The 26,269-nt window shown below is 72.9% G+C and carries 23 protein-coding genes; 6 read left to right on the forward strand and 17 right to left on the reverse strand.

Annotated features, from left to right (window positions below):
• Nucleotides 1-167 precede the first annotated feature (167 nt).
• Nucleotides 168-2,591: a D-alanyl-D-alanine carboxypeptidase gene (locus AB0L74_RS08495; protein WP_365647322.1), complete on the reverse strand. Its 2,424-nt coding sequence runs from the start codon at nt 2,589-2,591 to the stop codon at nt 168-170.
• A gap of 222 nt (nt 2,592-2,813) precedes the next feature.
• On the opposite strand from AB0L74_RS08495, the gene AB0L74_RS08500 reads away from it, so the two are divergent.
• The 3 genes from AB0L74_RS08500 to AB0L74_RS08510 all read left to right on the forward strand — a co-directional run bounded on the left by AB0L74_RS08500 (nt 2,814) and on the right by AB0L74_RS08510 (nt 5,227).
• Nucleotides 2,814-3,566, forward strand: a complete 753-nt coding sequence (locus AB0L74_RS08500; protein ID WP_365647324.1) for a GPP34 family phosphoprotein — start codon at nt 2,814-2,816, stop codon at nt 3,564-3,566.
• A gap of 372 nt (nt 3,567-3,938) precedes the next feature.
• Nucleotides 3,939-4,796, forward strand: coding sequence for a helix-turn-helix transcriptional regulator (locus tag AB0L74_RS08505; protein ID WP_365647327.1), 858 nt, complete (start codon nt 3,939-3,941; stop codon nt 4,794-4,796).
• A 239-nt stretch (nt 4,797-5,035) separates the two neighbouring features.
• Nucleotides 5,036-5,227: a DUF397 domain-containing protein gene (locus AB0L74_RS08510; protein WP_365647330.1), complete on the forward strand. Its 192-nt coding sequence runs from the start codon at nt 5,036-5,038 to the stop codon at nt 5,225-5,227.
• A gap of 142 nt (nt 5,228-5,369) precedes the next feature.
• Here AB0L74_RS08510 and AB0L74_RS08515 read toward each other — a convergent pair whose 3' ends face one another.
• Entirely contained in the window at nt 5,370-5,879 is a 510-nt protein-coding gene (locus AB0L74_RS08515) for a glutathione peroxidase (RefSeq protein ID WP_365647333.1), read from the reverse strand.
• A complete protein-coding gene (locus AB0L74_RS08520) occupies nt 5,876-6,898 on the reverse strand; it encodes an ArsR family transcriptional regulator (RefSeq protein ID WP_365647336.1) in 1,023 nt (340 codons plus the stop codon). Before AB0L74_RS08520 ends, AB0L74_RS08515 begins: the two co-directional genes overlap by 4 nt.
• 123 nt (nt 6,899-7,021) lie before the next feature.
• Between AB0L74_RS08520 and AB0L74_RS08525 the strand changes: the two genes are divergently transcribed.
• On the forward strand, nt 7,022-8,278 hold the full coding sequence (locus AB0L74_RS08525) for an MFS transporter (protein ID WP_365647339.1): 1,257 nt from the start codon (nt 7,022-7,024) through the stop codon (nt 8,276-8,278).
• A gap of 15 nt (nt 8,279-8,293) precedes the next feature.
• On the opposite strand, the gene AB0L74_RS08530 is transcribed toward AB0L74_RS08525, so the two are convergent.
• From AB0L74_RS08530 to AB0L74_RS08565, 8 genes are all read right to left on the reverse strand, one after another.
• Nucleotides 8,294-9,064, reverse strand: a complete 771-nt coding sequence (locus AB0L74_RS08530; protein ID WP_365647515.1) for a GNAT family N-acetyltransferase — start codon at nt 9,062-9,064, stop codon at nt 8,294-8,296.
• Nucleotides 9,065-9,200: 136 nt separating this feature from the next.
• Entirely contained in the window at nt 9,201-9,866 is a 666-nt protein-coding gene (locus AB0L74_RS08535) for a hypothetical protein (RefSeq protein ID WP_365647342.1), read from the reverse strand.
• Between the two features lie 42 nt (nt 9,867-9,908).
• Nucleotides 9,909-10,733 (reverse strand): SAM-dependent methyltransferase, encoded by an 825-nt coding sequence (locus AB0L74_RS08540; RefSeq protein ID WP_365647345.1) that lies wholly within the window; start codon nt 10,731-10,733, stop codon nt 9,909-9,911.
• 151 nt (nt 10,734-10,884) lie between these two features.
• Nucleotides 10,885-11,343, reverse strand: coding sequence for a MarR family winged helix-turn-helix transcriptional regulator (locus tag AB0L74_RS08545; RefSeq protein WP_365647348.1), 459 nt, complete (start codon nt 11,341-11,343; stop codon nt 10,885-10,887).
• Nucleotides 11,344-11,474: 131 nt separating this feature from the next.
• Complete coding sequence (locus tag AB0L74_RS08550; protein ID WP_365647351.1) at nt 11,475-12,821, reverse strand: DUF4407 domain-containing protein; 1,347 nt, start codon at nt 12,819-12,821, stop codon at nt 11,475-11,477.
• On the reverse strand, nt 12,811-14,400 hold the full coding sequence (locus AB0L74_RS08555) for a hypothetical protein (protein WP_365647353.1): 1,590 nt from the start codon (nt 14,398-14,400) through the stop codon (nt 12,811-12,813). Before AB0L74_RS08555 ends, AB0L74_RS08550 begins: the two co-directional genes overlap by 11 nt.
• 5 nt (nt 14,401-14,405) lie before the next feature.
• Complete coding sequence (locus AB0L74_RS08560) at nt 14,406-16,727, reverse strand: hypothetical protein (protein WP_365647356.1); 2,322 nt, start codon at nt 16,725-16,727, stop codon at nt 14,406-14,408.
• Between the two features lie 18 nt (nt 16,728-16,745).
• Nucleotides 16,746-17,567: a hypothetical protein gene (locus tag AB0L74_RS08565; protein WP_365647359.1), complete on the reverse strand. Its 822-nt coding sequence runs from the start codon at nt 17,565-17,567 to the stop codon at nt 16,746-16,748.
• 364 nt (nt 17,568-17,931) lie between these two features.
• Here AB0L74_RS08565 and AB0L74_RS08570 point away from each other — a divergent pair, with 364 nt between their 5' ends.
• Nucleotides 17,932-18,558, forward strand: coding sequence for a hypothetical protein (locus tag AB0L74_RS08570; RefSeq protein WP_365647362.1), 627 nt, complete (start codon nt 17,932-17,934; stop codon nt 18,556-18,558).
• Nucleotides 18,559-18,601: 43 nt separating this feature from the next.
• Here AB0L74_RS08570 and AB0L74_RS08575 read toward each other — a convergent pair whose 3' ends face one another.
• Nucleotides 18,602-19,309 (reverse strand): Crp/Fnr family transcriptional regulator, encoded by a 708-nt coding sequence (locus AB0L74_RS08575; RefSeq protein WP_365647365.1) that lies wholly within the window; start codon nt 19,307-19,309, stop codon nt 18,602-18,604.
• A gap of 285 nt (nt 19,310-19,594) precedes the next feature.
• On the opposite strand from AB0L74_RS08575, the gene AB0L74_RS08580 reads away from it, so the two are divergent.
• Nucleotides 19,595-20,386, forward strand: a complete 792-nt coding sequence (locus AB0L74_RS08580) for a DUF4352 domain-containing protein (RefSeq protein ID WP_365647367.1) — start codon at nt 19,595-19,597, stop codon at nt 20,384-20,386.
• A gap of 188 nt (nt 20,387-20,574) precedes the next feature.
• Here the strand turns inward: AB0L74_RS08580 and AB0L74_RS08585 are convergent, their stop codons facing one another.
• From AB0L74_RS08585 to AB0L74_RS08605, 5 genes are all read right to left on the reverse strand, one after another.
• Nucleotides 20,575-21,570, reverse strand: a complete 996-nt coding sequence (locus tag AB0L74_RS08585) for a polysaccharide deacetylase family protein (RefSeq protein ID WP_365647370.1) — start codon at nt 21,568-21,570, stop codon at nt 20,575-20,577.
• A gap of 32 nt (nt 21,571-21,602) precedes the next feature.
• Nucleotides 21,603-22,523, reverse strand: coding sequence for a glycoside hydrolase family 11 protein (locus tag AB0L74_RS08590; protein ID WP_365647517.1), 921 nt, complete (start codon nt 22,521-22,523; stop codon nt 21,603-21,605).
• A gap of 752 nt (nt 22,524-23,275) precedes the next feature.
• Nucleotides 23,276-23,734, reverse strand: a complete 459-nt coding sequence (locus AB0L74_RS08595; RefSeq protein ID WP_365647372.1) for a nuclear transport factor 2 family protein — start codon at nt 23,732-23,734, stop codon at nt 23,276-23,278.
• A 222-nt stretch (nt 23,735-23,956) separates the two neighbouring features.
• Complete coding sequence (locus AB0L74_RS08600; protein WP_365647374.1) at nt 23,957-25,411, reverse strand: hypothetical protein; 1,455 nt, start codon at nt 25,409-25,411, stop codon at nt 23,957-23,959.
• Entirely contained in the window at nt 25,408-26,136 is a 729-nt protein-coding gene (locus tag AB0L74_RS08605) for a hypothetical protein (RefSeq protein ID WP_365647376.1), read from the reverse strand. The genes AB0L74_RS08600 and AB0L74_RS08605 overlap by 4 nt, the downstream gene beginning before the upstream one ends.
• Nucleotides 26,137-26,269: the final 133 nt, after the last annotated feature.

Consider the following 26,269-nt stretch of genomic DNA (forward strand, 5'->3'; position numbering starts at 1 on the left):
CCGGTCGCGTTCCCTTCCCATGGTGTCCGTGTCCCATGGCGTTCACGACCGCGTTTTCCGCGACCGGCGACCTTGCCCCGTTTCGTGACGCTAGCACGCACCCCGCCGGCGGTCGCCCGGGGTGGGCGCCGACGACGGGGTGCGTGAGGGGGGCTCGGGGAACGGCGTCAGCCGAGGCGGGTCAGCTTGTCCGAGAAGCCCGGCTCGACCAGATCCCTCTGGAGCGCGACCGGGACCTTCACCGCGCCGCTGACCCCGCCGTCGCCCACGGTGAGCGTGCCCACCTTGGTGCCGGCCTTCGCGGTGTGCGGGAGGTCGTCCGCGGCGAACGTCAGCTTCACCGTCAGGCCCGCCCAGCCGACCGCCTTCACGTCCTGGGCGGCGACGACCGGGGTCCGCCCGCCGAGCCCGTCGTCGACGTACCCGACGACATCGCCCTTCTTCAGGATCGTCCGCGACTCCAGCGCGCCCTGCGCGGCCCGGATCAGCTTGTCACCGGCCGTGAGGGCACCCGCGAGGATCGAGTTGTCCGCGCCGCCCGGGGGCTGGCGCACCACGGCGCCGACGATCGTCCGGGTCTCGCCCCCGACCTCCTTCTTCGCCGCGAAGACCAGGTTGCCGAGCGCGGAGCTGGTGGTGCCGGTCTTGATGCCGACCACGTCGTTGAAGCCGACGAGCTGGTTCCAGTTGGGGTGCGTGACGCCCTTGTAGTCGACGTACGACATCATCGCCGCGACCTCGCGGAACGCGGGCGACTTCATCGCCTCCTTGGCCAGCTTCACCTGGTCCACGGCCGTGCTGACCGTCGTGTTGTTCAGGCCCGACGGGTCGGTGTACGTGGTGTTGGTCATGCCGAGGTCCTCGGCGGCGTCGTTCATCTTCTGCACGAACGCCTTCTCCGACCCCGCGTCCCAGCGGGCGAGCAGCCGCGCCACGTTGTTGGCGGACGCGATGAGGACGCCCTCCAGCGCCTCCCGCTGGGAGATCTTGTCGCCCTTGTAGACCTTGACCTTCGATTCGTCGCTCTCCTGGACGCCCTGGTCCTCGGCCGCCTGGTCGATCTCGATCTTCGGGCCTTCCTCACCGCTGCCGAGCGGATGGTCGCGCAGGATGAGGTACGCGGTCATCACCTTGGCGACGCTCGCGATCGGCACCGGCTTCTGCTCGCCCGACGAGCCGAAGGTGCCGATGCCCTGGACGTCCAGCGCCGCCTGCCCGGAGGACGGCCACGGGATCTCGGCCTTGCCGCCGTCGAAGGTGTAGCTGTCCTTCGCCGTGAGATCCAGCTCGGGCGACGGCAGCGGGCGCATGCTCTGTACGACCGCAAAGACGATCACCAGCAGCAGGACCAGCGGCGTCCAGATCTTGACCCGGCGGGCCAGCGTCCGCAGCGGGGTCGGCGGGGGCGGCGGCGTGTTCGTCAGCTCCGCCAGCAGGTCCAGCGGCGGCTTCGGCGGCAGCGGCTGCTGCGTCGTCCGCTCCGGTCCGACCTGCGGGACGGGGGCGGTGGCGTCCGCCGGAACCCTGGGCAGCGCGGTGGTGGCCTCGGCGGCGGGCGCGGCGGCGGGCACCGCCGCACCGGTCTGCGGCGGCTTGCGGGTCGCCGGGTCGTCCAGCGGCTTGAGCGCGACGAACTTGCTGGTGCGCTCGGCATCGGACTCGGGAGCCGCCTTGGCGTCACCGGGGCTCTTGGCCGCGCCGGGAGCGGCCGCCTTGGCGCTCTTGGCGTCCGGGGTGCCCTTCGCCTGCCCGGCGCTCTCGGCCTGCCCGGAGCCCTCGGCCGTCTTCGGCTCCTCGGCCGTCTTCGGCTCGTCGGCCGTCTTCGGCTCGTCGGCCGTCTTCGGCTCATCGGCCTTCTCGGCGTCCGCGGCCTTCTTGGCCCACGTGGGGCCGGTGCCCGCGGCGCCCAGCTTCAGCATGGTCGTCGGCTGGTCGACGGCGGGCGCGGGGGGCCGTACGGCCTTGAAGACGGCCGTGGGCTGGTCGACGGGCTGCCGGGCGGGCCGCTCGCCGGATTCCCCACCGGCACCGGCCGTGCCGGCGCCCGGGTCCGCGTCCCCGTCCGCGTCCGTGCCGCCGTCGGAGTCCGCCTCCTCGGCGTCGCCGTCGGTGTCCGCCTCGTCGCCGGTGGCCTCACCCGTGGCCGTGGCGCTCGCGCCGGCCCGGTCGCTCTCGCCGCCCGGCGCGTCGGTGTCCGTGCCGGCGTCCTGAACGGCCTTCCCGGCCTTCTCAGGGGCCTTCTCCGGGGTCTCCTGGCCCGTCCGGGCCTTCCCGGCCCCCCCGGCCTCCACCACCGACCCCTCCGGCTCCGTCTTCGTCTCCGGCTCCGGCTCCGTCTTCCGGGGCTCCGTCTTCGTCTCCGCGGCCGGCAGCACCTTGGTCGCCGTGTCGACGGCCCCGCCGGACGCCGACGCGGACGCCGACGACGTGTCCCGCGCGACCGCTGCCCGCGGGTCACGCGCCTTCCGGGTGTCACCCGATCCGGTGCGGGCCTCGGGAACCGGACCCGCGCTCCCCGACGTCGGTCCTGCCGACGACTCGCGCTGCTTCGACTTGTCGGGGGACTCGCCCGCCACCGATGCCTCCTCCATGCGCCGCTCGTAACGCGTGCGCGTACCGAACCGTGAACCGCCGCCCGGGACGCCGCTTCTCAGCGCCGTCCGAACCATGTACCAGTGTCCTGTGTACGGGCCGCACCCCAGCGGTAGACGAGAACGACATACCTGCCGGTTCCCTTACGAACCGGTCACGCACCCTCGACAGACCAATGTGAGAGGGGTCACCCTGTCATTCATCCACGCGGGGAGGCATGGATGGGCAGGAGCCGCAGAACACTTCCGGAGGAGCTTCTGCTGCTGGCACTGGACCCGGCCACGGGTACCACTGCGCAGCCGCAGTCGCTCGACCTCGGCCTGGCCGGAGCACAGCTGGTGGAGCTGGCACTGGCCGGACGGATAGCCCCAGACGGGGATCGTATCGCCGTGGTGGTGCCACGGCCGACTGGAGATCCGACCCTGGACTGCGCGTTGGAGCTGCTGCGAAGGCGCGGCGCCCCGGTGCGGGCGGTCCACTGGATCGGCGGGCCCCGTCTCGGGCTCCGCCAGACCTACCTCTCGCATCTGGAACGGTGCGGCATGGTCCATGCCGTCGAGGGCCAGATGTGCGGGGTGCTGCCGACGACGCGCTACCAGGCGACGGACACGGCGATCAGCCGGGAGATCAAGGCCCGGCTGGATTCGGCGATCCGCACCGGTGTACCGCCGGACCCGCGGACCGCCGCGCTCGCCGCGCTGGCCCACGCGGTCGGTCTCGGCAAGCACCTCTATCCGGGCAACGAGGGCCGCTCGTCCCGTTCCCGGCTGCGGGACCTGATACGGCATGACCCCATGGGCGGCCTCGTGGCACACGCCGTGATGGACGTCCAGAACGGCGTGGCGGCCCAGCCGCGCCGCGGCGCCCCCCCGGCCGCCCGCCAGGCCGCCGGAACCAGGCCCGTGGCGGAGAACGCCCGCGGCGTCCCGGCACAACCGCGCCGCGGACCCATGGCACGCGTTCCGGCCCACTGAGCCCCGCGCCGCGGCACGGCCCCGTGCCCGGCGCCCCACCTCGGGGCCACCACCGCACGACCCGACGCAGCCGCACCGCTCGTCCCCACAGACCGGTACGGGAGCCGCTGGTCCGCGCGGGGCGGTGAGACCGTACGTCCGGACGACGACGCGGTCCCGCCGCCCCGCGCGGCTTTGTGCCCGGCGACCGCCGGAGGGCGCACGGGGCGCACGAGAGGTCGCCCGCGGTTTCCCGTACGCCCGTGCGGACTGGCGTGTACGCGGCGCATATCGCCGGTTTCCCAGCGGCAGTACGCCCCTTGGTGGCAGTCTGCTCAACAGCAGATACGCAAAGTGGCAAGTACGAGGCACGCAGCCGGAGGTGCACGTCCCGTGGCGTCCAATGTCAATCCCACCGTCAGGCGGCGCCGGCTGGGCCAGGAGCTGCGCCGGCTCCGCGAGCACAAGGGCATGACCGCCGAGGAGGTGGCGGAACGGCTGCTGGTGTCGCAGTCCAAGATCAGCCGTCTGGAGAACGGCCGCCGCAGCATCAGCCAGCGTGACGTCCGCGACCTGTGCGGGGTGTACGAGGTCGAGGACCAGCGGCTGGTCGATTCGCTGATGCAGATGGCCAAGGACTCCCGCCAGCAGGGCTGGTGGCACGCCTTCGGCGACATCCCGTACAGCGTCTACATCGGCCTGGAGACCGACGCGGAGTCGCTGCGGACCTACGAACCCCAGATCATCACCGGCCTGTTGCAGACCCGCTCGTACGCCGAGGCGCTCATCCAGGGCGCGCTGCCGGAGACGTCGGCCGCCGACATCGAGAAGCGGGTCCAGGTACGGATACGGCGGCAGGAGCGGGTGACCGCCGACACCAACCCGCTCAGACTGTGGGTCGTCCTCGACGAGGCGTCCCTGCACCGAGTCGTCGGCAGCCGTCAGATCATGCGGGAACAGCTGGAGCACGTCGCCGAGATGTCGCTCCTGCCGCACATCACCGTGCAGGTGCTGCCGTTCGACGTCGGGGCCCATCCCGGCATCAACGGCCAGTACTCGATCCTGGAGTTCTCCGACGCGGCCGACTCCAGCGTCGTCTACATCGAGGGCGTGACCAGCGACCTGTACCTGGAGAAGGCGCAGGACGTGCAGAAGTACACCGTGATGTACGAGCACCTGCGGGCCCAGGCCCTGAACGTCGAGCAGTCCCGCCGGCGCATCGAGGACGTGGCGAAGGAGTACGCCCGCTGACCCCGCGCCGGCCCTCCGTCGCGGCGGCGATGGCGGATGCTACACCCTGATCCCGGCGGACCGGGGAATGACCTGGAATATGGCATCCGGTCGAGTGAACGACCACGCCGAGCGGGCAGGGCAGCGAGTAGCGTCGATCACGCCACCGATCACATGACGTTGGCGCGATCCGTACCGTGCGGTCCGCAGTGGGCCCGCGGCGCGGCGACAGCATTCAGCAACTCGCCACCGGAGCAAACATGGCAATTCTTCAGGGCGCCACGGACACCTGGACCAAGTCCTCCTATTCCGGAGGAAACGGCGCGTGCGTCGAGGTCAAGTCCCCGTCCGCGGCGGCACTGGCCGTCCGCGACTCCAAGGTCCCCGAGGGCCCGACGCTGGCCTTCCCCGCCGACGCGTGGAACGCCTTCGTGACCTCGGTCAAGGCGTAACGGCACCGGCCCGTCCGGCGGGCCGCACCGGCATCACGACCAGAGCCCTCTCGACCAGTTCGCCGTCCTAGCCGAGAGGGCTCGGCTCGTTTCCGTGATCCCGGTCGCGGCCCTCACCGCCGGCCCCGCCCCAGGGGCGGGATCAGCCGGCCAGCGCCGCCTCGACCGCGGCCACCACCTCGGGCGCCTCCGGTTCGGTCTGCGGCGCGAACCGGGCGACGACCCGGCCGTCCCGCCCGACCAGGAACTTCTCGAAGTTCCAGCGGATGTCCCCGCTGTGCCCCTCGGCGTCCGCGAAGCCGGTGAGCCGCTCGTACAGCGGATGCCGGCCCGCCCCGTTCACCTCCACCTTCTCGGTCATCGGGAAGGTCACGCCGTACGTCGCCGAGCAGAACTCGGCGATCTCCCCCGCGCTTCCCGGCTCCTGGCCCAGGAACTGGTTGCACGGCACGCCGAGCACGGTGAAGCCGCGATCGGCGTACCGCTCGTGCAGCCGCTCCAGACCCGCGTACTGCGGGGTCAGCCCGCACTTCGAGGCCACGTTCACGATCAGCGCGACCTGCCCGGCGTACTGTCCGAGCTCCGCGGAACCGCCCTGGAGGGCGCCGATCTCGACGGTGAGGGGCGAGTCGCCCGTGATGTCTGTCGTCATGTGCGGATGCTAGCCCCGCCGGACGCGGCGCCCCCGGCGGCCCCGGCGTCACCTCCCGCTCCCGCCGCCCGTACCAGGACGTCCCCGGCCGCCGTCCGCGCGTACAGCACCGACCGGCCCGCCCGCCACCGCTCCACCAGGCCCGCGTCCAGCAGCACCCTGAGATGCCGTCCGACCGAGCCCAGCCCCTGCCCGGTCACGGCGACCAGCTGGCTGGTGCTCAGCGGCGAGCCGAGCAGGACCAGCACCCCGGCCCGCGCGGTCCCGAGCAGGGCGCCCAGCCCCGCCGGCACGGCCCGGCCGGACGCGTCGGCGAGGACACCGGCGCACGGGTAGACCACCGCGTACCGCTCCGTCTCCTCCCAGGCGACCCAGCCGTGCCGCTGCGGGGTGACCGGCACGAGGACCAGCTCCGCCCCGGAGATCTCGCGCGGCGGGTACTCGTGGCGGTTGACCTGGAACCGGTTGCCGCCGAGCCAGCGGGTGCCCGGCCGCAGGGCGTCCAGGACGGCCGCCCAGCCGCTCCGCCCCACCCGCGTGGTCCGCGCGACGACATCGGCCTCCAGGACGCGGCGGCGCCGGTCCCAGTACGGCCGTACCGCCTCGGCCCAGACGTACTCCAGCAGCGCGGCGGCGCGCTCGGTCAGGTCGTCGCGTTCCAGGGCGGCGGGCAGCGGTCCGGCGAGGGAGACGGAGAGATGGGCGCGGGCCTGGCCGGGGGAGAACGCCCGCACCCGCGCGACACCCTCCTCGAAGGTCTCCCCCTCCCGCGGGGCGGGCGTGAGGAAGTCGGCGATCCACTCCCGCCCCAGGCCCGAGCGGACCAGCAGCGCCGTCACCGGGTCCCCGGCCAGCCGCCGCCGGTAGCCGGGCAGATGCGCGTCCAGCCACGCCCGCTCGCCGGGGTGCGCGGCGTCACCGGCGTGCAGCAGCTTCAGGCAGGCGAAGGTCTCCGCGAGTGGTGAGATCACGAACCGGCTGCGCGCGAGCGTGTCGGCGTTGACCTGCCACCAGCCCATCGGCCCTTCCCTCCCTCGACGGCGACCGGCCCGATGGTGACCGAAGTCCGCGCGCGGCCGCCGTCGTTTCGCACCGGCGCGAAACGATAACCGGCCCGGTCCGGGCCGCCGGAGACTCCGCGTATGACCAGCCACACCTACCGGGCGCTGTTCCGCACCCCCGAGTTCACCCCGCTCTTCCTGTCCTCCTCGGCCCACACCGCCGCCCAGACGGTGGCGGGCCTGGCCCTCGGCACGCTGGTGTTCCGGGTGACGGACTCACCGCTGCTGTCCGCGGTCAGCATGTTCGGCCCGTCACTGGCCCAGGTGCTCGGCGCGACCTTCTTCCTCTCCGCCGCCGACCGCCTGCCCCCACGCGCCACGATGGCGGGCCTCTCCCTCGCCTTCGCCGCCGCGACGGCCCTGCTGGCCGTGCCCGGCCTGCCCGTGTGGGCGCTGTTCGCCGTCGTCCTCGCGCAGGGCGTGATCGCCTCCGTGGGCGGCGGCGTCCGCTGGGGTCTGCTGAACGAGATCCTCACCGGGGACGGCAAGGACGGCGGGAACGGCCAGGACGGCGCGAACGGCGGCTATCTGCTGGGCCGCTCGGTGTTCAACATGATGAGCGGCATCACGCAGATCACCGGGTACGCGGCGGGCGGCGTCCTGGTGGCCTTGCTCTCCCCGCGCCCGACCCTGCTGCTCGCGACGGCCCTCTATCTCGTGGCGGCGGCCGGTGCCGTACGCGGCCTGACCCCGCGCCCGCCGCGCGCCTCCGGCCGCCCGTCGGTCTCGGCGACCTGGCGCGCCAACGCCGAGCTGTGGTCCTCGCGCCCCCGCCGCCACGTCTACCTGGCCCTGTGGGTCCCCAACGGCCTGGTCGTCGGCTGCGAGTCGCTCTACGTCTCCTACACCCCGCACGCCGCGGGCACCCTGTTCGCCTGCGCCGCCCTCGGCATGCTGGCCGGTGACGTCACGGTCGGCCGGCTGCTGCCGCCCCGGCTCCGCCCCCGTCTGGGCGTACCGCTCCTCGCCCTGCTGGCCCTCCCGTACCTCGCCTTCGCCCTCCGCCCGCCACTGCCCGTGGCGGCCGTCCTGGTCGCCGTCGCCTCCGTCGGCTTCGGCGCGAGCCTGGTGCAGCAGCAGCGCCTGATGGCCCTGACACCGGGCGAACTGGCCGGGCACGCGCTCGGACTGCACTCCGCCGGGATGCTCACGACGCAGGGAGCCGCCGCCGCGCTGGCCGGAACGGTGGCCCAGCTGACCACCCCCGCCACGGCGATGACGGCCATGGCCGCTGCCTCCCTCGCCGCGACCCTCGCCCTGACCGCCGCGAGCCGGCGGGGCGCGCGGGACGGAGGACTGCTGCCGAGGAGCGCCCCGGCGCGGACGACGGCCGGATGAGCGCGGCCCCGCGCGTCAGCTCCCCAACGTGAAGAAGTGCAACGGGGAGTTGGGCACGAACCCGATCCGCGGGTACACCGGCGCCCCGGCGGCGGTCGCGTGCAGCGTGGCCCGGGACAGTCCGGTGGCCCGGGCCCCCTCGTGCAGGGCCTTGCGGGTCACCGCCTCCCCGTACCCCCGGCGCTGCCACCGCGGGTCCGTGGCCACCAGGACGACGAAGAGGCGGCCGTCCGCCTCCACCGTCGCGGCACACGTCACGGGGTCGCCGCCCCGCAGGCCCAGGTAGGCGTGCGCCTCCTTCTTCCACAGCGCGGAGCCCAGCAGACCGTCGCGGCCGTCCTCCAGAGGCATGCCGTAGGCGCGCGAGTTGAGGTCCGCGTAGGCCCGCAGCTGCTCGTCCGAGCCGACTCGTACGAAGGTCAGGTCCGGGTGTGCCGGTTCGGGCAGGGGCAGCAGGTCACCGGCCATCCCGGTGCCCGAGAAGGCGTGCGTCAGACCGGCCCGCCCGGCCGCCTCCATCAGACCGGCGCGCGCCCCGTCGCCGAGCAGGTCCTCGAAGAGCCACAGGAAGCCCGCGCGTCCCTTCGACCGCATGACGGCGGCCGCCTGGCCCAGCCGCTCCGCCAGCAGGCCCGGGTCCGCCCCGGTCTCGGTGAGCGTGACGCAGTTCCAGAAGGCGAACCGGCTGTCCGCCCAGCGCACCGCGACGCCCGGCAGGTCCCGTACGTCCGCGTCCGGGTCCCGGTCGAGCACCATGGCCCGCCAGACGGTGGTGAGCTGCTCCATCGATTCCACCGCGTCGGCGAGATTCCTCGTCACCCTCGGCTCCTTCGTTCGTCGGTCGGTCGGGGTATGCCTGCCCACCGGCGCCCGCGAAGCCCCCCCGCCGGGGCTCTTCGCCGAGATCCGTGGCGGGCCGGGCTCACGCGTCGTCCGGGGCTTCCGACTCCGCCAGCCGCTCCGCGATGTCGTCCGCCCACTCCTGCGCCCAGCGCCGCAGTTCGGCGACGCCCTGCTGATCGACGCCGTACGCGGCGAACTCGGCGTCGTCGACCCAGTCGGCGCCGGTCAGCCGGGACGCCAGATCGGCGAGGTCGAAGGCGTCGACGGCGTGCCGGCGGCCCAGCTCCTCCAGCTCGGGACGGCTGCGCAGCCGTGCGGCGGCGTGTACGTCGACGAGGTCGCGGGCGAGGCCCCGGTCGACGAGGGCGCGGACCCGGGTGCCGATGAGGTCGTCCAGGGACAGCGCGGGACCCGGCTCCGTTTGCACCGGCGGCCCCCAGAGCACCTCTTTCACCACGTCGACGGCGCACTGGGCGGCGGTGACCGGATCGGCGACGGCCAGCCGGGCGGCCAGCGGGTCCGTCTCCACCGACCGGACGTCCCAGCCGCGGTCCGCCAGCCCGTTCCGCACCCCGGCGGCGATCTCCGCCATGCCCGCCGGGCTGTCGGTGGCGACCGTCACCTCACCGGTCCGCCGGTCCGTCAGCCCGTGCGCCCGCATCGCGTGATGGCCGGCGAGGAGCAGGCCGTAGCGGGCACCCACGGCGAGGAGATCGGCCGGCAGGCGCTCGTGCGGGTCAGGCATGCGCGGGGGGAAAGGGCGGTGCGGCCATGGGCCGATTATGGGCTATGCCTTGCGGCCCACCCCGCCGTACGCGTCCACGGCCTCGGCGGATCTGTCCGCGGCGCCGTACTCCGGACGCCACTCGGTGACCCGTACGAGACCGGGTTCCAGCATCTCCAGCCCGTCGAAGAACCCGGCGATCTCCGCCACGCTGCGCACCTGGTACGGGATCGCGCCGCTGGCTCTGTACGCCTCCGCGGCGGCGACCATGCCCTCGCTGGTGGCGGTGCCGTCGCAGAGCAGGAGAAAGCTTCCGGAGGGCAGCCCCGCCATGAGCCGGCGCACCACCCCCCGCGCCTGCTCGTAGTCGGCGACGTGGCCGAGGGTGTTGAGGATTATCAGGGCCACGGGCCGCGACAGGTCCAGCGTGTCCGCGGCGTCCTCCAGGACGGTGTCGGGATCGTGCAGGTCGGCGTCCAGGTAGGCGGTCCTGCCCTCGGGGGTGCTGGTGAGCAGGGCGTGGGCGTGGGCCAGCACGATGGGGTCGTTGTCGACGTACACGATCCGCGCGTCCGGGGCGACGCGCTGTGCCACCTCGTGGGTGTTGTCGGCGGTCGGCAGCCCGGTGCCGATGTCCAGGAACTGCCGCACGCCCTCCACCGCGGCCAGGTGACGGACCGCGCGGCCGAGGAAGAGCCGGCTGGCGACCGCCACGTCGACGAGGCCGGGGCAGATCTTCTTGATCCGGTCCCCGAGCTCCCGGTCGATCTCGTAGTGGTCCTTGCCGCCGACGAAGTAGTTCCAGAAGCGTGCCGAGTGCGGCTTGGTCGTGTCGATCCGGGCGCGGGTCCCGGCGCCGGTGTCGGCCTGGGGAGTGGGGTCCGGCACGGCAGTTCCTCCGGGGGTGAGCGGTATGGGGGAATCAACCTAGAGGAAACGACCGGCCGGAAAGGTGCTTTGCGGGCGTTTGTCACCGTCCCCGGGGTCACCCCTGCGGGTGATTTCCGGGGACGGCCGGTGGACCGCGGGCCCCGGTGCCTCAGTGGTGCCAGGCCCGCCCGCCCGTGTTGTGGATGAACCGCTGGAGCACCTTGAGCGTGGTCAGGTACTCCTCGTCGGAGATGCCCGCGTGCCGCTCCGCCCACAGCTCGTCCTGGAGGGCCGCGGCCTTGTCGTAGAACGCCCTGCCCTCGGGAGTGAGGCCCAGGCGCCCCTCGGCGTCCTCGGTGATCCAGCCCTGGGTGATGGTCGCGTCGATCTCCGCCTCCATGGCCTGGGGGCCGGTGTCCAGGTAGTTCCGCAGCAGGCGCGAGACCTCCTCGCGGGTCTTGGCCGTCTCGGCGCGCGCGACCTGCGCGAGCACCCACCACTGCGGCTGGGTGGTGCCGATGTCGGCGAGGGCGGCGCGGGTGCGGGTGACCACGGCCTTGTAGGCCGCCCAGCTCCAGTAGCCGATGGGCTGCCGGATCAGTTCGGCGTCACTGTGGGAGTACTGCATGACGTCCCCTTCGCTTTCGGATGGCGGATCGTTGTCCGACGGCACCGACCGTAGAAACTCGACCTCGCTTGAGGTCAAGGACCGCCGGACGGACCCGCCCCGCCCCTCCCCCCGCCCCGCACCCGCCGCTCTCACGCCCCGCGCGCCCGCAGGATGCGGTCCATCCGGGCCTCCAGCTCCGCCCGCTCCCGTACCGCGCGCTCCGCCTGGGCCCGCTGGTACGCGTGCTCCAGACGGCCCATGCGGTCGGCCGTGTCCTGTTCCACCCGGTGGCGCCGCTCCTCGTGCTCCAGACGGGCGCAGGCGTGCTGCACCTGGAGCTCCTCGGCGTGCAGGCGGCGGCTGGCCGCGTAGCGGGCGCCGAGCAGGGTGTCGTAGGTCGTGGCGCCGCTGAGGAGCTTGGCCAGGACCGGCATGGCGTCCAGGCACAGCAGGAGCAGGTGCAGGACGACCGTCAGGAAGAGGGCGAAGCCGTCCGAGGCGGCGACCTCCTTCAGGCCGGCGGCGCGGGTGAGGATGCCGTCGGTGTCCAGGGCGGCGGCCCGCTGCCGCGTCTTGGTGTCGATGGCCCGCTGGAGCAGCGGCTGGTAGGCGTCGGCGGCCCGGTCCTTGCGGGCGGCCAGGTCCTGGCCCTGGGCGACCAGATCCTCCAGCCGCCTCTCGTACGTCTCGATCTCGCTGTTCGCGCGGTAGTCCGAGGTGGCCTCGCGGGCCCGCTCGCAGGTGATGGTGACGTCCCTGACCCCGCCCCGCCAGATCCAGTTCTCCCGACCGCACAGGCGCTGCTCGGTGGCCATCTTGGCATTGAGCGTCTTGTTGATCGAGTCGACCTGGGTCCTGAGGGCCGCGGCGCGGGAGGTGTTGTTCTCGATCTGCCGGGCCAGCTCGGCCGGTGATCCCGCCACCTTGAGCTGGTAGCGGGCGCACTCGGGGCGGTTGGCGGTGGACGCGCCGTCCGTGGGGTTGCAGGAGACGAGCATCCCCCGGAACCCGGCCACCGTCCGCTCGTTGCGCACGGCGATCTCCTGGCGGATCTCCTTGTCGAAGATCTGGAAGAGGATCGGTTCGGCGATGAACAGGCCGAGGAGGACGGACAGCAAGAAGCGGACCGCCAGTGTCCATTTCTTGACCGTGGTGCCGTGGGTGCTGGAGACCAGCCAGCTGTCCAGCGCGAGGACCACCCAGAACCAGACCACGGCCACGGCTATGACCGCCGCCAGGGGCAGGTCGGAGCGGAAACTGGCGAGCGCCAGGACCATGGAGAGCGCGCCCAGCAGCGCCGTGTTCACCACGAGCGCGCCGTACCAGGTGTAGCGGGTGCGCTCTTCCGGCACCCAGGCCAGCAGCGGCTCCTCGACACCGATCAGCCGGCGCAGCCGGGCGGCCGGCCCCGGGGACAGCGGCGCGGGGCGCCGCGAGCCCCGGCCGTCGTCGAAGGAGGCGTCGGCGGCGGGGCGGAGCGGGGTGTCAGTCGCCAAGGTGTGCCTCCTGGATGGCGGGGTCGAAACCGTCGTCGTCACCGTCGCCGTCACGCGTGTCCGCCTCGGCGTCCGGGCCCGGCCGGGCACCCCGGTCCAGTTCGCCCTTCACCTTCGCCGCGGGGACCTCCCGGCCCGGCTCGCCCGGGAGGCGGGCCGCGGGCGCTTCCCGGCCCGCCGCCGCCCGCTCGCCGGACGGCTGGTTGTACGGCACGTCGCCGACGCTGTTGATGAAGGCGCCCGCGTCGTACATCGTGCTGTCGAACAGCCCCCGGTCGATGGCCTGCTTGCCGAGGTTCGCGCGCACCGTCAGCTGCTCCTTGGCCCACTCGCGCTCGTCGCGCTGCAACCGCTCCGCGTCCGCGCGTTCCTCCTGGCGCCGCAGCAGCCGGTCCTGGTGCTCCAGGTCCCAGCGGCGGGCCCCCTCGTCGCGCCGGGCGGCGGCCTCCTCCCGCTCGTCCCGGCGGAGCAGCTCCTGGCGCCGGTCGTCGCGCTCGACCTCCCAGCGGTGGTCGTCGCGGTCCAGGGCGCGCCGCCTCAGCTCGTCCTCCCGGTCGAGCCGGAGACGGTCGTCCTGGCGCGTATGACGGTCCTTCTCGGCGGCGTGCAGCCGCTTGGACAGGTCGTCGGCGCTGATGTCGCCGTCGCGCCAGGCCAGGAAGTCGGCGGCGAGCGGGTCGGAGCCGATCAGCTGGAAGTCCTGCTCCAGTTCGGCGCGGGTGAAGCGGTTGCGCTGCGCCTGGAGCGTGAGGTCGTGCTCCTGCCGCTCGACGCCGGTGACCCGCTCGTACCGGGTGCGCAGCGTGTCCAGCTCCTGCCGGTTGCGCTCCTGGTCCAGATGCTCCTCCTGGCGGTTGCGCTCCACGCGCATCGCCCGCAGGTTGCGCAGATCCTCCCGCTTCAGCTCCAGCTCGGCCTCCAGCAGGGCCCGGTTCAGGGCCGCCTGCTGCTCCAGCTCCTCGCGCTGCCGGTCGCGCTCCCGCTCCCGGCGGGCCTTCGCCATCTCCTCGACGATCGCGGACATCTCCGCCGGTGTGAGCACCTCCAGCTGGCCGAGCCGGACCCGCAGGCCGGACACCACCGCCGGGCGCATTTCGTGGTACGCGGTCAGCCGGGCGTCGATCCGCGCGCGTACGGCGGCGGAGTCCACGAACCCCAGGTCGCCGCCGTCCTCGGTGAGCCCGGGCACCTCCCGCAGGTGGGCCAGCAGCAGCGCCTCCACGTCGGTGACACCGCCGCGCACCACGGCGCACGGATCGGTGACGGTGCAGTGGAACACCACCCGTACGGTGAAGTCGCCCGCCTCGGCCGACGGGATGCGCGTCTCCACGACGACGGGCACCTCCACCCGCCGGTCCACGACCGTGACCGAGCTGGCCCCGAGGACCACCGGGTCGTCGGCGCCCAGCTCCCCGTGGTCCTCGACGTACTCGTCACCGACCCGGAAGACGCGCACATGGTGCGCGGCGAGCCGCGGCAGCTCCTCGTCGATCCGTGTCACGCGCTTCCTCAGGATGCCGCCGTGCTTCCCGGGGCGCCCGTACTGCCGCTGCTCGACCAGCGGGTAGTTCTCAGCCATGCCTGTCAGCCCTCCGTGCTCAGTACGGCGGAAAGGAAGGTGTCGATCAAAGGGGCGGCGGTCTCGTCCGCGCGCGCGGCGACCCGCCGCAGGGCCGTCTCCAGCCGTGGCCGCTCACCGGCCGGCAGGGCCGCGCCCAGCGCCCGGCCGAAGCGGCCGGCGACCTGTTCGGGCCGTTCCGCCACGGCGGGCAGATGGGCGACGGTGGCGTACAGGCCGTGCACCGCGAGTTTCCGGCGCGGCAGGTTCTCCAGCACGCCCGCCCACAGCGCGCCGATCGTGTTCGTCTGCCGGGGCTCCCGCTCCAGGACCCCGGCGCACACCGGCAGCCGGGTGCGCGCGTCCTGGGCCCGCAGGACGGTCAGGGCGGCGTCGAGGATGCTCTCCTTGTGCCGGCCGGTCAGCTTCTCGCGCTGGGCCCGCAGCCGGTACGCCAGCGGCCGGAACACCGCGCCCGTGTCCTGCCCGCACTCCGCCAGGACCGCGACGAGACCCGCCAGCGCGAACGCCGCGTCCCCGGGCGGCCCGCCGCGCCGGACGACCAGGCGGAGCAGGAGGGCGACGGCGTCGGTGGGGAAGCGCACGCCGAGCGCGCCGCTGAACGCCGCCGCCGCCGTCTCGCACAGCACCGGGTGGCCCGAGCGGGCCCAGCCGCGGGCGACGCCCAGCGCCGTGGCGGCGAGGCCCTCGTCCAGGCACATCCACTGGAGCACGAGGATGGCCGTGGTCTGCCCGTCGGGGCCCGCTTCACCGCGCGCCCAGGGATGCAGGTAGTTGTCGGCGACCTCGTCGAAGGCGGGACGGCTCAGCAGGGCGAGCCCCTGGGCCACGGACAGTTGCAGCTCCAGGCTGAGCCCCTCGCCGAGGAGTTCGGTCAGCCAGTCCCGTACCCCGTTCCAGTACGGCGTGGAGCGCTTGTTCCACAGCTCCTCCAGCACCCACGGCCGGTACTGGGCGTGCGGGAAGACCAGCGTGGTGCGGGTGAGCCCGGCGTGCTTGTGCTCCGCCACGCGCACCAGGGCGTTGCGGGACAGCGACAGCCGGCGGTCGACCGTCCGCCGGGCGGCCTCGGCCTGCTCCTCCTCGGTGGGCGGCACCGGGAAGGCCGGGGCCACCCACCCCTCCAGCAGCTCCTGGCAGGTCTCGAAGGCCCGGTAGCCGGCCCCGGTGACGAACGCCAGCGTGGTGACCTCGGCCCACTCCTGCGGCGTACGGTCCCGGGCGAACCAGTCCCGCACGGGCTGCGCGACGGCGCTGCCGTACTCCCGCCAGACCTCCGCCGGTTCGGCGCCGCGCGCGATCCGGCCGGCGGCGGCGGCCACCTCGGCGATCCGGCAGCCGTCCGGCATCAGCGTGACGGCCCGCTCCACGGTGTCCCCGGCGCACCCGGCCCGCACCAGCCGCACCCGCAGCACGGCCGCCAGGTCGGGCAGCCGCCAGGGTATGTGCCGCACCGACTCCACCGGGCTGTCGTCCGCCGCGTGCACGGTGGTGACGACCAGATGCGCGCCGTGCTCGCGGACGGTGTCGCGCACCCGCCGCCAGTCGAAGTCGGCCGTCTGGGAGACGTCCTTGTCCATCCGGTCGAGCAGCACGTAGCCGACGCCCTTCTCGAACGCGACCCGGCCGCTCGCGAGATCGTCCAGGCTGCGGCCGGGGGACAGCACGACGTACTCCGTGCGCTCGGCGACCTCGGCGACGAGCGCCACCGCCCCGGACCGCTTGCCCGACCCCGGCGGCGCCACCAGCACCACGACCCCGTCCTCCGCCAGGGCGCGCGCCGCCTCCTCGAAGCACCGGGAGGGTTTGACGTACGGCGCGAGGATCGCGTCCGCCTCCCTGGTGTCGAGACGCCCGACGGCTCGCCGCCGGGCGTTGCCGGAGTCGGCGGTGCCGATGCCGAAAAGCGCCTGGGAGGCGTTGAGTTCGCCGTAGAAGAACTGGTTGACGTTGTTGTGGTGGACCTGCCCGTGCGGAGCGCCGGGGGCGGCGGCCGGGGCGGGCGCGGCCTGCTCGGGGCCGTGCTGGGACTCCGCGGTGGTGGGAGGCGCCGAGGGGGGAGGGCCGGGTGGCTCCGGTGGGGTGCGCGGGTCGGAGTCGGGCGGGCCGGGCGGGTCGTGCGTGACCGCTGGTTCGGGTGGGGGGTTGGGGGCGGGCTTCTGTGCGGACTTCCGTATGGGCTTCTGTATGGGCTTCTTCCGGTCCGGTGGTGTGGGTGCGTTCGGTACGTGGGGCGGGAGCTGTGTCTCCGCCTTCTCCGGGGTGCCCGGTGCGCCGTGGGCCTTCGGGTTCCCCTGGGCTGTCTGCTCGCTGCGTTCCTCGTTCATCCTCGGCCGTCGCTCAGGTCACTTGGAGATCCCGAAGACGGCACCTTGGGCGTGTACGGTTCCGCTGATTACCTGAACTACCGTGTCACCTGCGGAAGTTGGGGCATCGGCGGGGCGTGCGGCGGGTGTTGTACCACCCTCACCGCTCTCCGCGCTCCCCGCGCGCCCTGAGGTGTCCGGGTGGCCCGGCGTGCCCGGGTACTCCGCGGTGTTCGGGTGCCGCGCCGCCTCCTCGCCGCCCTCTCCGCCGAGATCGAGGGCCCTCGCGTCGTACCCCGGCACCCAGATCCAGGCGCGCCCCGCGTACTCCTTCTCCGCGACGCGCACCTCCCGGAACTCCCGCGCCCTGATGGTCGTGTACGCCTCGCTGATCACGTCGTTGAAGACGGTCGCGGAGACGGCTACCGCCAGGCACGCGTCCGGCGCCGCGGCCAGGGCCGCCTTCAGCACCCTGCTGTCCAGCATCCGGCCGATCTCGACCGGCGCCCGGCCCGCGAAGCCGTTGGCGGCGGGCGAGGCCGTGCCGAAGTGCACGGCGGCCCGCAGGCGCAGCCACGCCCCCCGTACCCGATTGCGGTTGAACTCCCGCAGTCCGGCGTCCAGATGGCGCATGAACGGGTCGACGAGATCGGGCTCGGAGGCCCCCTCCGGCAGGACCGCGAACACCGAGTCCCCGCCGACCTGTGTCTCCCACCGCTCCCGCGCCATGCCGGACGCGGCGGCCGACTCCGCCAGTAGCCGCTGGATGGCCTCCTGCAACTGCCGTTGCGTCGCCACGTCGGCGCCGCCGTACCCCTTCGCGTCGACCGCCAGCAGCAGTCTGCGACCGAACGTTGCCATGCTCGAACTCCCCGCTCACAGAAGTGGAGCCGCACCCCGGGGCCTGGGGCCGGGGCGCGCTCCGGAACACGCCGGCGTCCGCTCCCCCGAGAGGCGGACGCCGGTAAGACAGTCGTACACGGCCGGTCCGCCGGGAACCCCGTGGAAATACGGGATACGGAAAGGTGCGGAAGCCTACAGCCGAGCAGGCCCGTTACGCACGGGTTCGGCGCACCGGACATCCCGGCTTTCGCAGCCGTGGGTCCCGAACCTTCCGGTCCCCGGCGGACCGGAGGCGCGAATCCCGCAGAAATCCCGGTTCCCGCGAGCGATTTCAGGGCCCACTGGAAGCGACGCACTTCCACCACCGGCGAAGGGAGCCCGCATGCCGACCGCCCCCCTTACCGACCCGGACAGCCGGCCCGCGCAGTTCATGTTCACCGCCCTGCACGCCACCCACCAGCACGCCGACGCGAAGGCCGGAATCCTGGCCGCCGCACAGGCGGCCCTGGTCGGCACGGCCGGTTCCTGGAACGCCCCCGCCCTGCACGCCGCCGCCGCGGGCGGTGTGACGGGCGTGCTCGCCGGGACGCTGCTCGTCCTCTTCCTGGGCGGCCTGCTCGGGGGCGCCGGCTTTCTCGCCGCCACCCTGCGCCCCCGGGTGCTGCGCCCCACCGGCGTCAACCGGTACAGCTTCGTCCACCTGGCCTCGGGCCCGGACATCCTGCCCGCCCGGCACCCGCACGCCGACCCACCGGGCTCGGGCCAGGAGCGGGAGCGGGAGCAGGAACAGGATCGGGTGCGGGAGCGGGAGCGGGAGCAGGAGCGGGATCCGGGCCAGGATCGGGAGCGGGATCCGGACCAGGAGCGGCGGGAACTGTCCCAGACCATCCGGTTCCTGTCCCAGGTGGCCGTGCGCAAGTACCGGTGCCTGACCGCCGCGGTCGCGTGTACGGCGGTGATGGGGATCAGCGCCGCGCTGCTGGTGGTGCTGCGGCCGGTGCTGAACTGAACGGCGGGCGGCGAGGCGGCGGTGCGAGAGGCCGGGGCGCGGCTCAGCCGTCCGGGGACAGATCCCCCAGCTTCCTGAGCCGGGGCAGATCCCGGATGACCGTCGAGCCGTACCCCGTCTCCAGCAACCCGTCGCGGCGCAGATCGCGCAGCCCTTTGTGGACGGTGGTCTCGGCGGCCCCGGTGAGCGCGGCCAGCTCGGGCTGGGTCAGCCGGCAGCCGAGCACCATGCCGTCCGCCACCGGATGGCCGTACGCGGTGGCGAGCTCCACCAGCAGCCGGGCCAGCCGTACCTTGGCCGGATAACCCCGGAAGTCCAGCCGTCTGCGGTTGGCCCAGCGCAGCCGGTCGGCGACGACGCCGGTCAGGACCAGATGCACCTCCGGCCGCCGGGCCAGCAGGGCGTGCAGGTCGCCCGGCTGCACCACCCGCGCGGCCAGCGGACCGCACGCCGTCACGGTGGCCGAGCGCGGCGCCCCGTCCATGGCGGCCATCTCACCGACGCTGTCCCCGCCGACGCGGACCGCCAGGAGCGACTCCTCCCCGTTCTCCACCCGCGCCGTCACCTTGGCGAATCCGGAGAGCAGCAACACCACGTGCCGGTCGCGGGCCCCCTCGCTCAGCAGTACTTCCCCGGCCCCGAACCGCACCGGCACGCCCAACCCGAGCAACTCCCGCCGGGCCTCCGGCGACACCGCGCCGAGGAGGCTGCGGGCGGGCCAGTCGTGGGGGCCGTGGGGGCTGGGCGGCATGGGGGCTCCCTGGAGGTCGGCGGACACCTCGGACCCGTGAACGCTCTGGGCCGGAGGAACCGGTCTCCTCGGGAACCTCTGGATCCAGACGTCCCCCGATTCTGCCCCCTGCGCCCACGGCCAGGTAGGGATATCGCCGGGGAACGCCTCCGGCGCCTTCAGGGACTCCGGCGCTCGCCGTGCCTCCGGCCGCCTCCGCGAAGATCTTCTTCAACTTTGTACAACCTCGCGGCATCTCCACGAGTCGTACACGCGCAAGCCATGGAAAGACCTCGGGGAGCCACTTTGAACCAGCAGTACCCGCAGCAGCCGCAGGAACCTCACCAGTTCCACCAGCCGGACCAGCCCCATCCGCCGCACCAGCAGTACCCGCCGCAGTCCGGATGGGGCGGCCCCCCGCAGCAGCCGGGATACGGTGCGCCCCCGCAGCAGCCCCCGTACGGCGCGCCGCCGCAGCACCCCTTCGGCGTGCCCCCGCAGCAGCCCGCTTACGGCGTGCCTCCGCAGCAGCCGCCGAAGAAGCGCGGCGTCGGCAAGATGGTCGGCCTGGGCGCCGCGGGTCTCGTCGTCCTCTTCATCCTCATCGGCGTGGTGGCCGGCGGTGGCGACTCCGGCGGCGACGGCGGCAAGGACAAGACCGCCGTGGCCGGAGACGAGCGGAAGAGCGACGACGGAGCGAAGGACGGGGCCGAGGGCGGGGCGGCCCAGGAGAAGGGCGACGCCGAGCCCGCCGACGAGGCCGGCGCCCAGGGGCCGGTCAAGGTCACGGCCAAGAAGACGGCGTTCGCCAAGACCATCCTCGCCGATGGCGACGACTACACCAGCGTCCTCGTCACGATCACGAACAACGGTGACGAGCAGGTCGACGTGAACCCGCTGTACTTCAGCATCACGGACACCAAGGGCACCAAGCACACGATCGAGCTGGCCGCCGACGAGAACCAGATCGACACCGTGAACCTGGCGCCCGGCGAGAACATCTCCGGCACCGTCACCGGCAAGGGGACGTTCACCGCCCAGTACGTGACCTTCACGGACGGTCTCCTCGGTGACCCGATCCGCGCCGACGTCTCCTGACCGCGACGCGAGAGCCGCGAGGCCCGCGAGAGCCGCGAGGCCCGCGAAGCACGACGGCCGGGACGCACGCCGGCCGGGAGGCCGACGGTCGGTAGGCGTGACGGCTGGAAGGACGCCGGCCTAAAGGCGCGGCAGCACAGGGCTGCCGCGCCGGGGAAGCGGTGTCCCCTCGTGGCTGCCGACGCCGGTCAGCTCGCGGTGCAGGAGACGGTCGGCCAGTTCCAGTTGCCGTTGGCCTGGATGGTGACGCCCCAGTTGTCGCCGCTGCCGTTGGGTTTGGCGGTGAGGACTTGGGCGCTGGGGTAGCTGGCGCTGACGTTCCAGGTGGAGAGGACCTTCGCGGGGGAGGGCACGTTCATCGTCACGGTCCAGTTGCTGGAGCCGGAGACGGCGACGTTGAGGTTGTAGCGGTCGCTCCACCGCTGTCCCGCGGACAGGGTCGCCGTGCAGGAGCCGGTGCCCCCACCGCCGCCGCCACCGCCGGAACCGTCGGGCGCCACGGCGCGGCCGGTCTGCGGAGAGATCATCCCGGCGCACAGGCCGCGAGCGGCCAGCCCCTGGGCGATCCTCGGGATGGCCGCGAGGGTGTTCGCGGACCAGTCGTGCATCAGCATGACCTGGCCGTTGGTGAGCCGTCCGGCGGCCTGCACGATCGCGTCGGCGCCGGCACCGTTCCAGTCCTGCGAGTCGACGTCCCAGATGATCTCGGTCAGGCCGTACTTGGCCGCGACCGCCTTCACCGTCGCGTTGGTCTCTCCGTACGGCGGACGGAACAGCTTCGGCGTACCGCCGCCCGCGTTGGCGATGGCCTGCTGGGTCCGGGAGATCTCCGAGTCGATCTGCGCCTGGCTCTGCTGGGTGAGGTGCGGGTGGGTGTAGCTGTGGTTGCCCACCCACATGCCGGCGTCCACCTGGGCCCGGACCAGGGCCGGGTTGGCGGCGGCGTTGTTGCCCTGGTTGAACATCGTCGCCCGCAGCCCGTTCTGCTTGAGCGCGTTGAGCAGGTTCGGGGTGCTGGCGGAGGGGCCGTCGTCGAAGGTGAGCGCGACGTACCCGGTGCAGGCGGCGGCCTGCGCCGGGGCGGCGTCGACGGTGAGGGTGCCCGCGGCGGCCGTCGCCACGACGGCCAGCCCCGTGGCCAGGGAGCGGAGGGAACGTATCGGGAGACGCGGTCCGGTTCTCATGGGGAGTGGTCCTCCAGCATCGGGTCGGGTGGTCAGCTCGCGGCGCAGGAGACGGTCGGCCAGTTCCAGTTGCCGTTGGGCTGGATGGTGACGCCCCAGTTGTCGCCGCTGCCGTTGGGTTTGGCGGTGAGGACTTGGGCGCTGGGGTAGCTGGCGCTGACGTTCCAGGTGGAGAGGACCTTCGCGGGGGAGGGCACGTTCATCGTCACGGTCCAGTTGCTGGAGCCGGAGACGGCGACGTTGAGGTTGTAGCGGTCGCTCCACCGCTGTCCCGCGGACAGGGTCGCCGTGCAGGAGCCGGTGCCCCCACCGCCGCCGCCCCCGCCGGAACCGGCGTCACCCACGGTGATGCTGGAGCTCCCGCTGCTCTGGTAGCCCTCGGTTGCCATGATCATGTAGTAGTTGAAGGTGCCCAGCCTCATTCCGGCACGGGCCCAGGCGTCGAAGTGGTTGCCGGTGGTGATGGTCCCGCCGGTCCGCTTGGCCTGCCGGACGCTCCAGTACTGGTCGAAGGTGCGGGTGCCCTCGACGGACGGGGCGTTGTACCGCGTGGTCTTGTAGATGTCGTACGTACCGCCGTCGCTGGTGACCGTCCCCATGAACGTTCCCGTGGGCCGGTACGTGCCCCAGTTGTCGACGATGTAGTACTCGACGAGCGGGTTGGACGTCCAGCCGTAGAGGGTCAGGTAGGCGTTGCCGGACGGGTTGAAGGTGCCCGAGTAGGTGACGGTCCTGCGTCCGCCGGTGCTCCAGCCCTTGCCGGCCACGAAGTTGCCGGTGTTGCGCCATGAGGTGCTGTAGCTGCCGCCGGAGCTCAGGTTCATGGAGACGGTGCCCGGCGCGTCGGTCCAGAACGAGTAGTAGTACCCGTTGTCGGTGCCGGTCTGGTTCGTGGTGACGACCGTGTCGGCGTGGGCGGTGCCGGGCACCAGCAACGCCGCGACGGCGGCCATCACGGTCGTACAGACAGTGCTGATGAGCGGTCTGAAGCGGCTGAGCGGACCCGAGCGGCCGCCTCTGCGGCTCGTGGGGCGCGCGGGTGCGGTGTTCATGTGCGTGCGATTCCTCCTCGTCCTCGTGAGGCCGATGGGGGCCGGGCGGCGTGACACGACCCTGCGGGTGGTCGGCGACCCCACAGGTGACAGTGACCGCGCGAGCGTCGCGCGGCGCGGCCGGGCGTGAACCGGTCGCCGTGCGCCCTGCCAATGGCGAACAGTTTTGATATGCCCCCGTCAACTGTCAACGCTTTCGGCAATGATTTCGAAACATGCGGGCGGTGCCGGGCGTACCTCTGGGTCTTCCACTCCTGGTACACGGCTGCCGAGGCCGGTCGGTTCAAACCTGTTCGCTAGGACGTGTCGCCGAGGAGATCAAGAGAGGGCTCCCTGATATCCGAATGTTTCGAAGTTCTTTCCGATCACCGGGGAGGCGGCCTGCCGCGTGAGTGGGGCGAGGGTGAGGACGAGGGGGCGGGAGCGGGGGCGGGCGCACGAGGCGGCCCGCGACAGGCGGGGAGGGTCGACGCGGCGCGCATGAGCGGGAGAACGGCAAGCCGCAAGCGATGGTGATGCGCACGCCGCCGAGTCGGCGAACGGCAAGCGCGGGGGCCTCGGGCCGAATCCCCGGTGAGGGGAATTGGCCCGAGGCCCCCGAGGTATTCCGGACGGCATAGGGCAAGCTTTGCTGCCGAATATCCGATCGATTTTTACGGAGTGCACGCCTCGGAAATCGACAGGCTGTTCTCGTAGAGGTGATGGCGTGTGATCCGGCCGTCCTCGACGGTGAGGCGCACCGCGAACGGCCCCTCGAAGGACTTGCCCGTCGTGCGCACGGTCCCCGACAGGTGCCCGAACAAGGCGGCGTCGCTGCCGTCCACGAGGACGGTGTCGACGGAGGCGCGCATGTCCTCGGGCACGGTGTGCTCCATCAACTCCGTGAACTGCGCCGCGCATTCGGCGGGGGTCGAGCGCGGGCGGATCCACGGGACGGACGGGTTGTCGGCGAGCATCCAGTCGACTTTGTCGGCGAAGAGCTCGACGAGCCGCTCGGTGTCGCCGGCCACCCGGGCGGCAAGGAACTCCTGAACGACGGCCCGTGTGGCGTCGGCGGCGGCATGCGCGGTGCCGGCTGAACTCGCCACGGTTTCGGCGGACTGGTCGTGCATGGCGCTCTCCTCGCGGTTGCGGCCGGGTCCCGGGGGCCCGTTGATGCGCTCGATAATGCCAGGGGAGTGCGGAGCGGTCGATTACCCCGCGGGTAAGGCGCGGCCAATAGTGATAGGTAATATTTTTTGGCGGAGGCGGAATCGGTCCAAGGAGAGGAAGAAGGGCCGGAGGAACTCCGAACCGCCCTCACAACATATTTCCCGGCCGAAGGCGGCCGGGGATCAGCCGTGCCGCTCCCCGACCTCGTAGTAGGCGTGTTCCCCGTAGGACGGAAGAACGCCGTCCGGGCGTGTGGCCAGGATGAACGGCCGCCCGGCGTCGTCCAGGGTGTAGCGGGCGAACTCGCCCGAGCGGGTCTGGACGGTCACCTCGATGGTGAAGTGGTAGGTGAGGTGGCCGGACCCCATGGGGCTGACGCCGAAGAAGAGGATGTCCGTGGCCGCGTCGCCGGGCGTGTCCCGGTGGAACCGCAGGGGCTCCGCGGTGAGGACGGGAAGGACGGAGACGTCCGGGACGAGCTCGGCCGAGATGCGTTCCCTCCCATCGGGTACCCACCGGGACCAGCCGTCGGAGTAGCAGTCGTAACCCGTCGGCTCGGTCCGCGCCCGCTCCACCTTCTCGACACGCAGGGAGACGTCGGCGACGGCCTCTTCGTAGCCGGGCGGAGACCGGTCGGCCAGCACCAGTTCGTAGGTCGTGTGCCCCGCCCGGCGCGCGCCGGCGGCCATGAGGACCCGCTCCACTCGCTCGCAGACGACGCCCGGGACGTCCAGGTTGCCGACGACGCGTCCGAGGACCGGCACCTCCCGGTCGGCCGCCATCCACACCTCCGGGATGCCGGGGGAGCGCAGCTGCGCGGCATACGCCGAGGAGCCTCCCGAGGGGCCTCCGGAGGCGCGTACCAGGGCGACGGCCCCGCGAGCCAGGGCGATGTCCGAAATGCCGTGCCCCTGCGCCTCGTCCTGGGCGTCGGTCCCGATCCTGGCCACCGGGGAAGCGATGGTGAAGGGCCGTCCGTCGTCATCGATCCGTACGGTCCGCCGCTCGTCGCCCTCCAGCACCTCCACCTCGATCCACCACTCGCAGGAGCAGTCGACGGTCCTGGTCTCGACGATGCCTCCGACGGTGGCGCCGGGGCGCGCGTAGCGGCTCAGGCCGAGATCCCGTGGCGCGTCGAGGCTCAGCTTTCCCCACAGGCCGAGACCAGGGGCGACCGTGTGATCGTCGGCGCCCACGCACTCCACGTCCCGCCCCTTCGGTACGGGAATGGCGCGTCCCTTGACGACGCGCAGCGAACGCACCACCAGGCCGCGGTCCCCGGGCGCGGTCAGGGTGAAGGCGGCGGTCGCCGTACCCCGGGGAACGGCGGAGCGGTCGGTGGCCCACCGGTGAAGGGCGGCGCAGCGCCCGGTGCCCAGTACCCGCTCGGGGACGGCCTCGCCCCGGGGGACGGTGGCGGACCAGGTGCTCGACCACGAGACCCCCAGGATCGGTCTGCCCCGCCCCCCGCCCTGCCCGCCCGCCACCGTGCCCGGCTCCGCCGGCGGGACGGCGCCGGGTGAGGCGGCCGGGGAAGCCGGACCGCGCGGCCCCTGCGGAGCCAGAACGGTCACCAGTCCCGCCAGCAGGACGGTGGTGACGAAGAAGGCGAAAAGGAAGGCCCGACGGCCGCTCATCGCGCCGTCGCCCAATGGGTGGTGGTGTGGTCGCACCGGTACGCGGCGTCGACGTCACCCTCGGCCGGGGCCAGCCGGAAGGGCTTGCCGGCATCGTCCACGACGATCCGCCCCTTGTCCGTGCCCTGCGTGTAGGCGACGTCGATCACGTAGGAATAGGCGGTCTTGCCGTCCTCGACCCGGATATCGAAGATCGCCGGCTCGTCCTGCTTCGCCAGTTGCATCTCCTGCGCCGGGTACTGGCCGACGATCTCCTCCCCGTCGTACTCCTGGGCCGCCTTGTCCGCGCTGCCCAGATCGATGCGCACGCGCGTGATGCCGACACCGCCCTGAGGGCCCCCGCAGGACAGCAACGCCCCGTCGGGTACGGGTATCTCCTCGGTGACGCGGGCGCGGACCCCGGTGACGGTGACGGGCACCTTGGTGAAGTTCATCAGGGTGAGCCTGACGCGCATCATCCCCGCGTAGATCCCGCCGCCCTCGACCAGCCCGTCGAGGGCCACGTCGCCGTCCGGGTAGTCCCGCTCCAGCTTCCGGACGTCCACCGGACCGGCCACCCGCACCGCTTTGACGTCCCGCGTCAGGTCCCACCACACCTCGGACTCCGCGTGGAGCGCCCGGCTGGCGGGAACCGGCGAGCGGCTGCTGGACCACACGTCGAAGTACGTGGTCACGGCCGCCGCCAGCAAGGTACTCAGAACGACGCCGAGCGCGGCGATGACCACCGTCCTGACCCCGCCGGGCGAGGGGGCCGGTTCGGCGCCCGCCCCGGCGACCGCCGGAGCACCCCCGGCCGGGCCGGGGTCCGCGCCGCCCGCCGTCGCGCTCCTCTGTTCCCGCGCACCGGCGCCTCCGGCT

It is taken from the genome of Streptomyces sp. NPDC052020 (genome assembly GCF_040680575.1).
Lineage (GTDB): Bacteria > Actinomycetota > Actinomycetes > Streptomycetales > Streptomycetaceae > Streptomyces.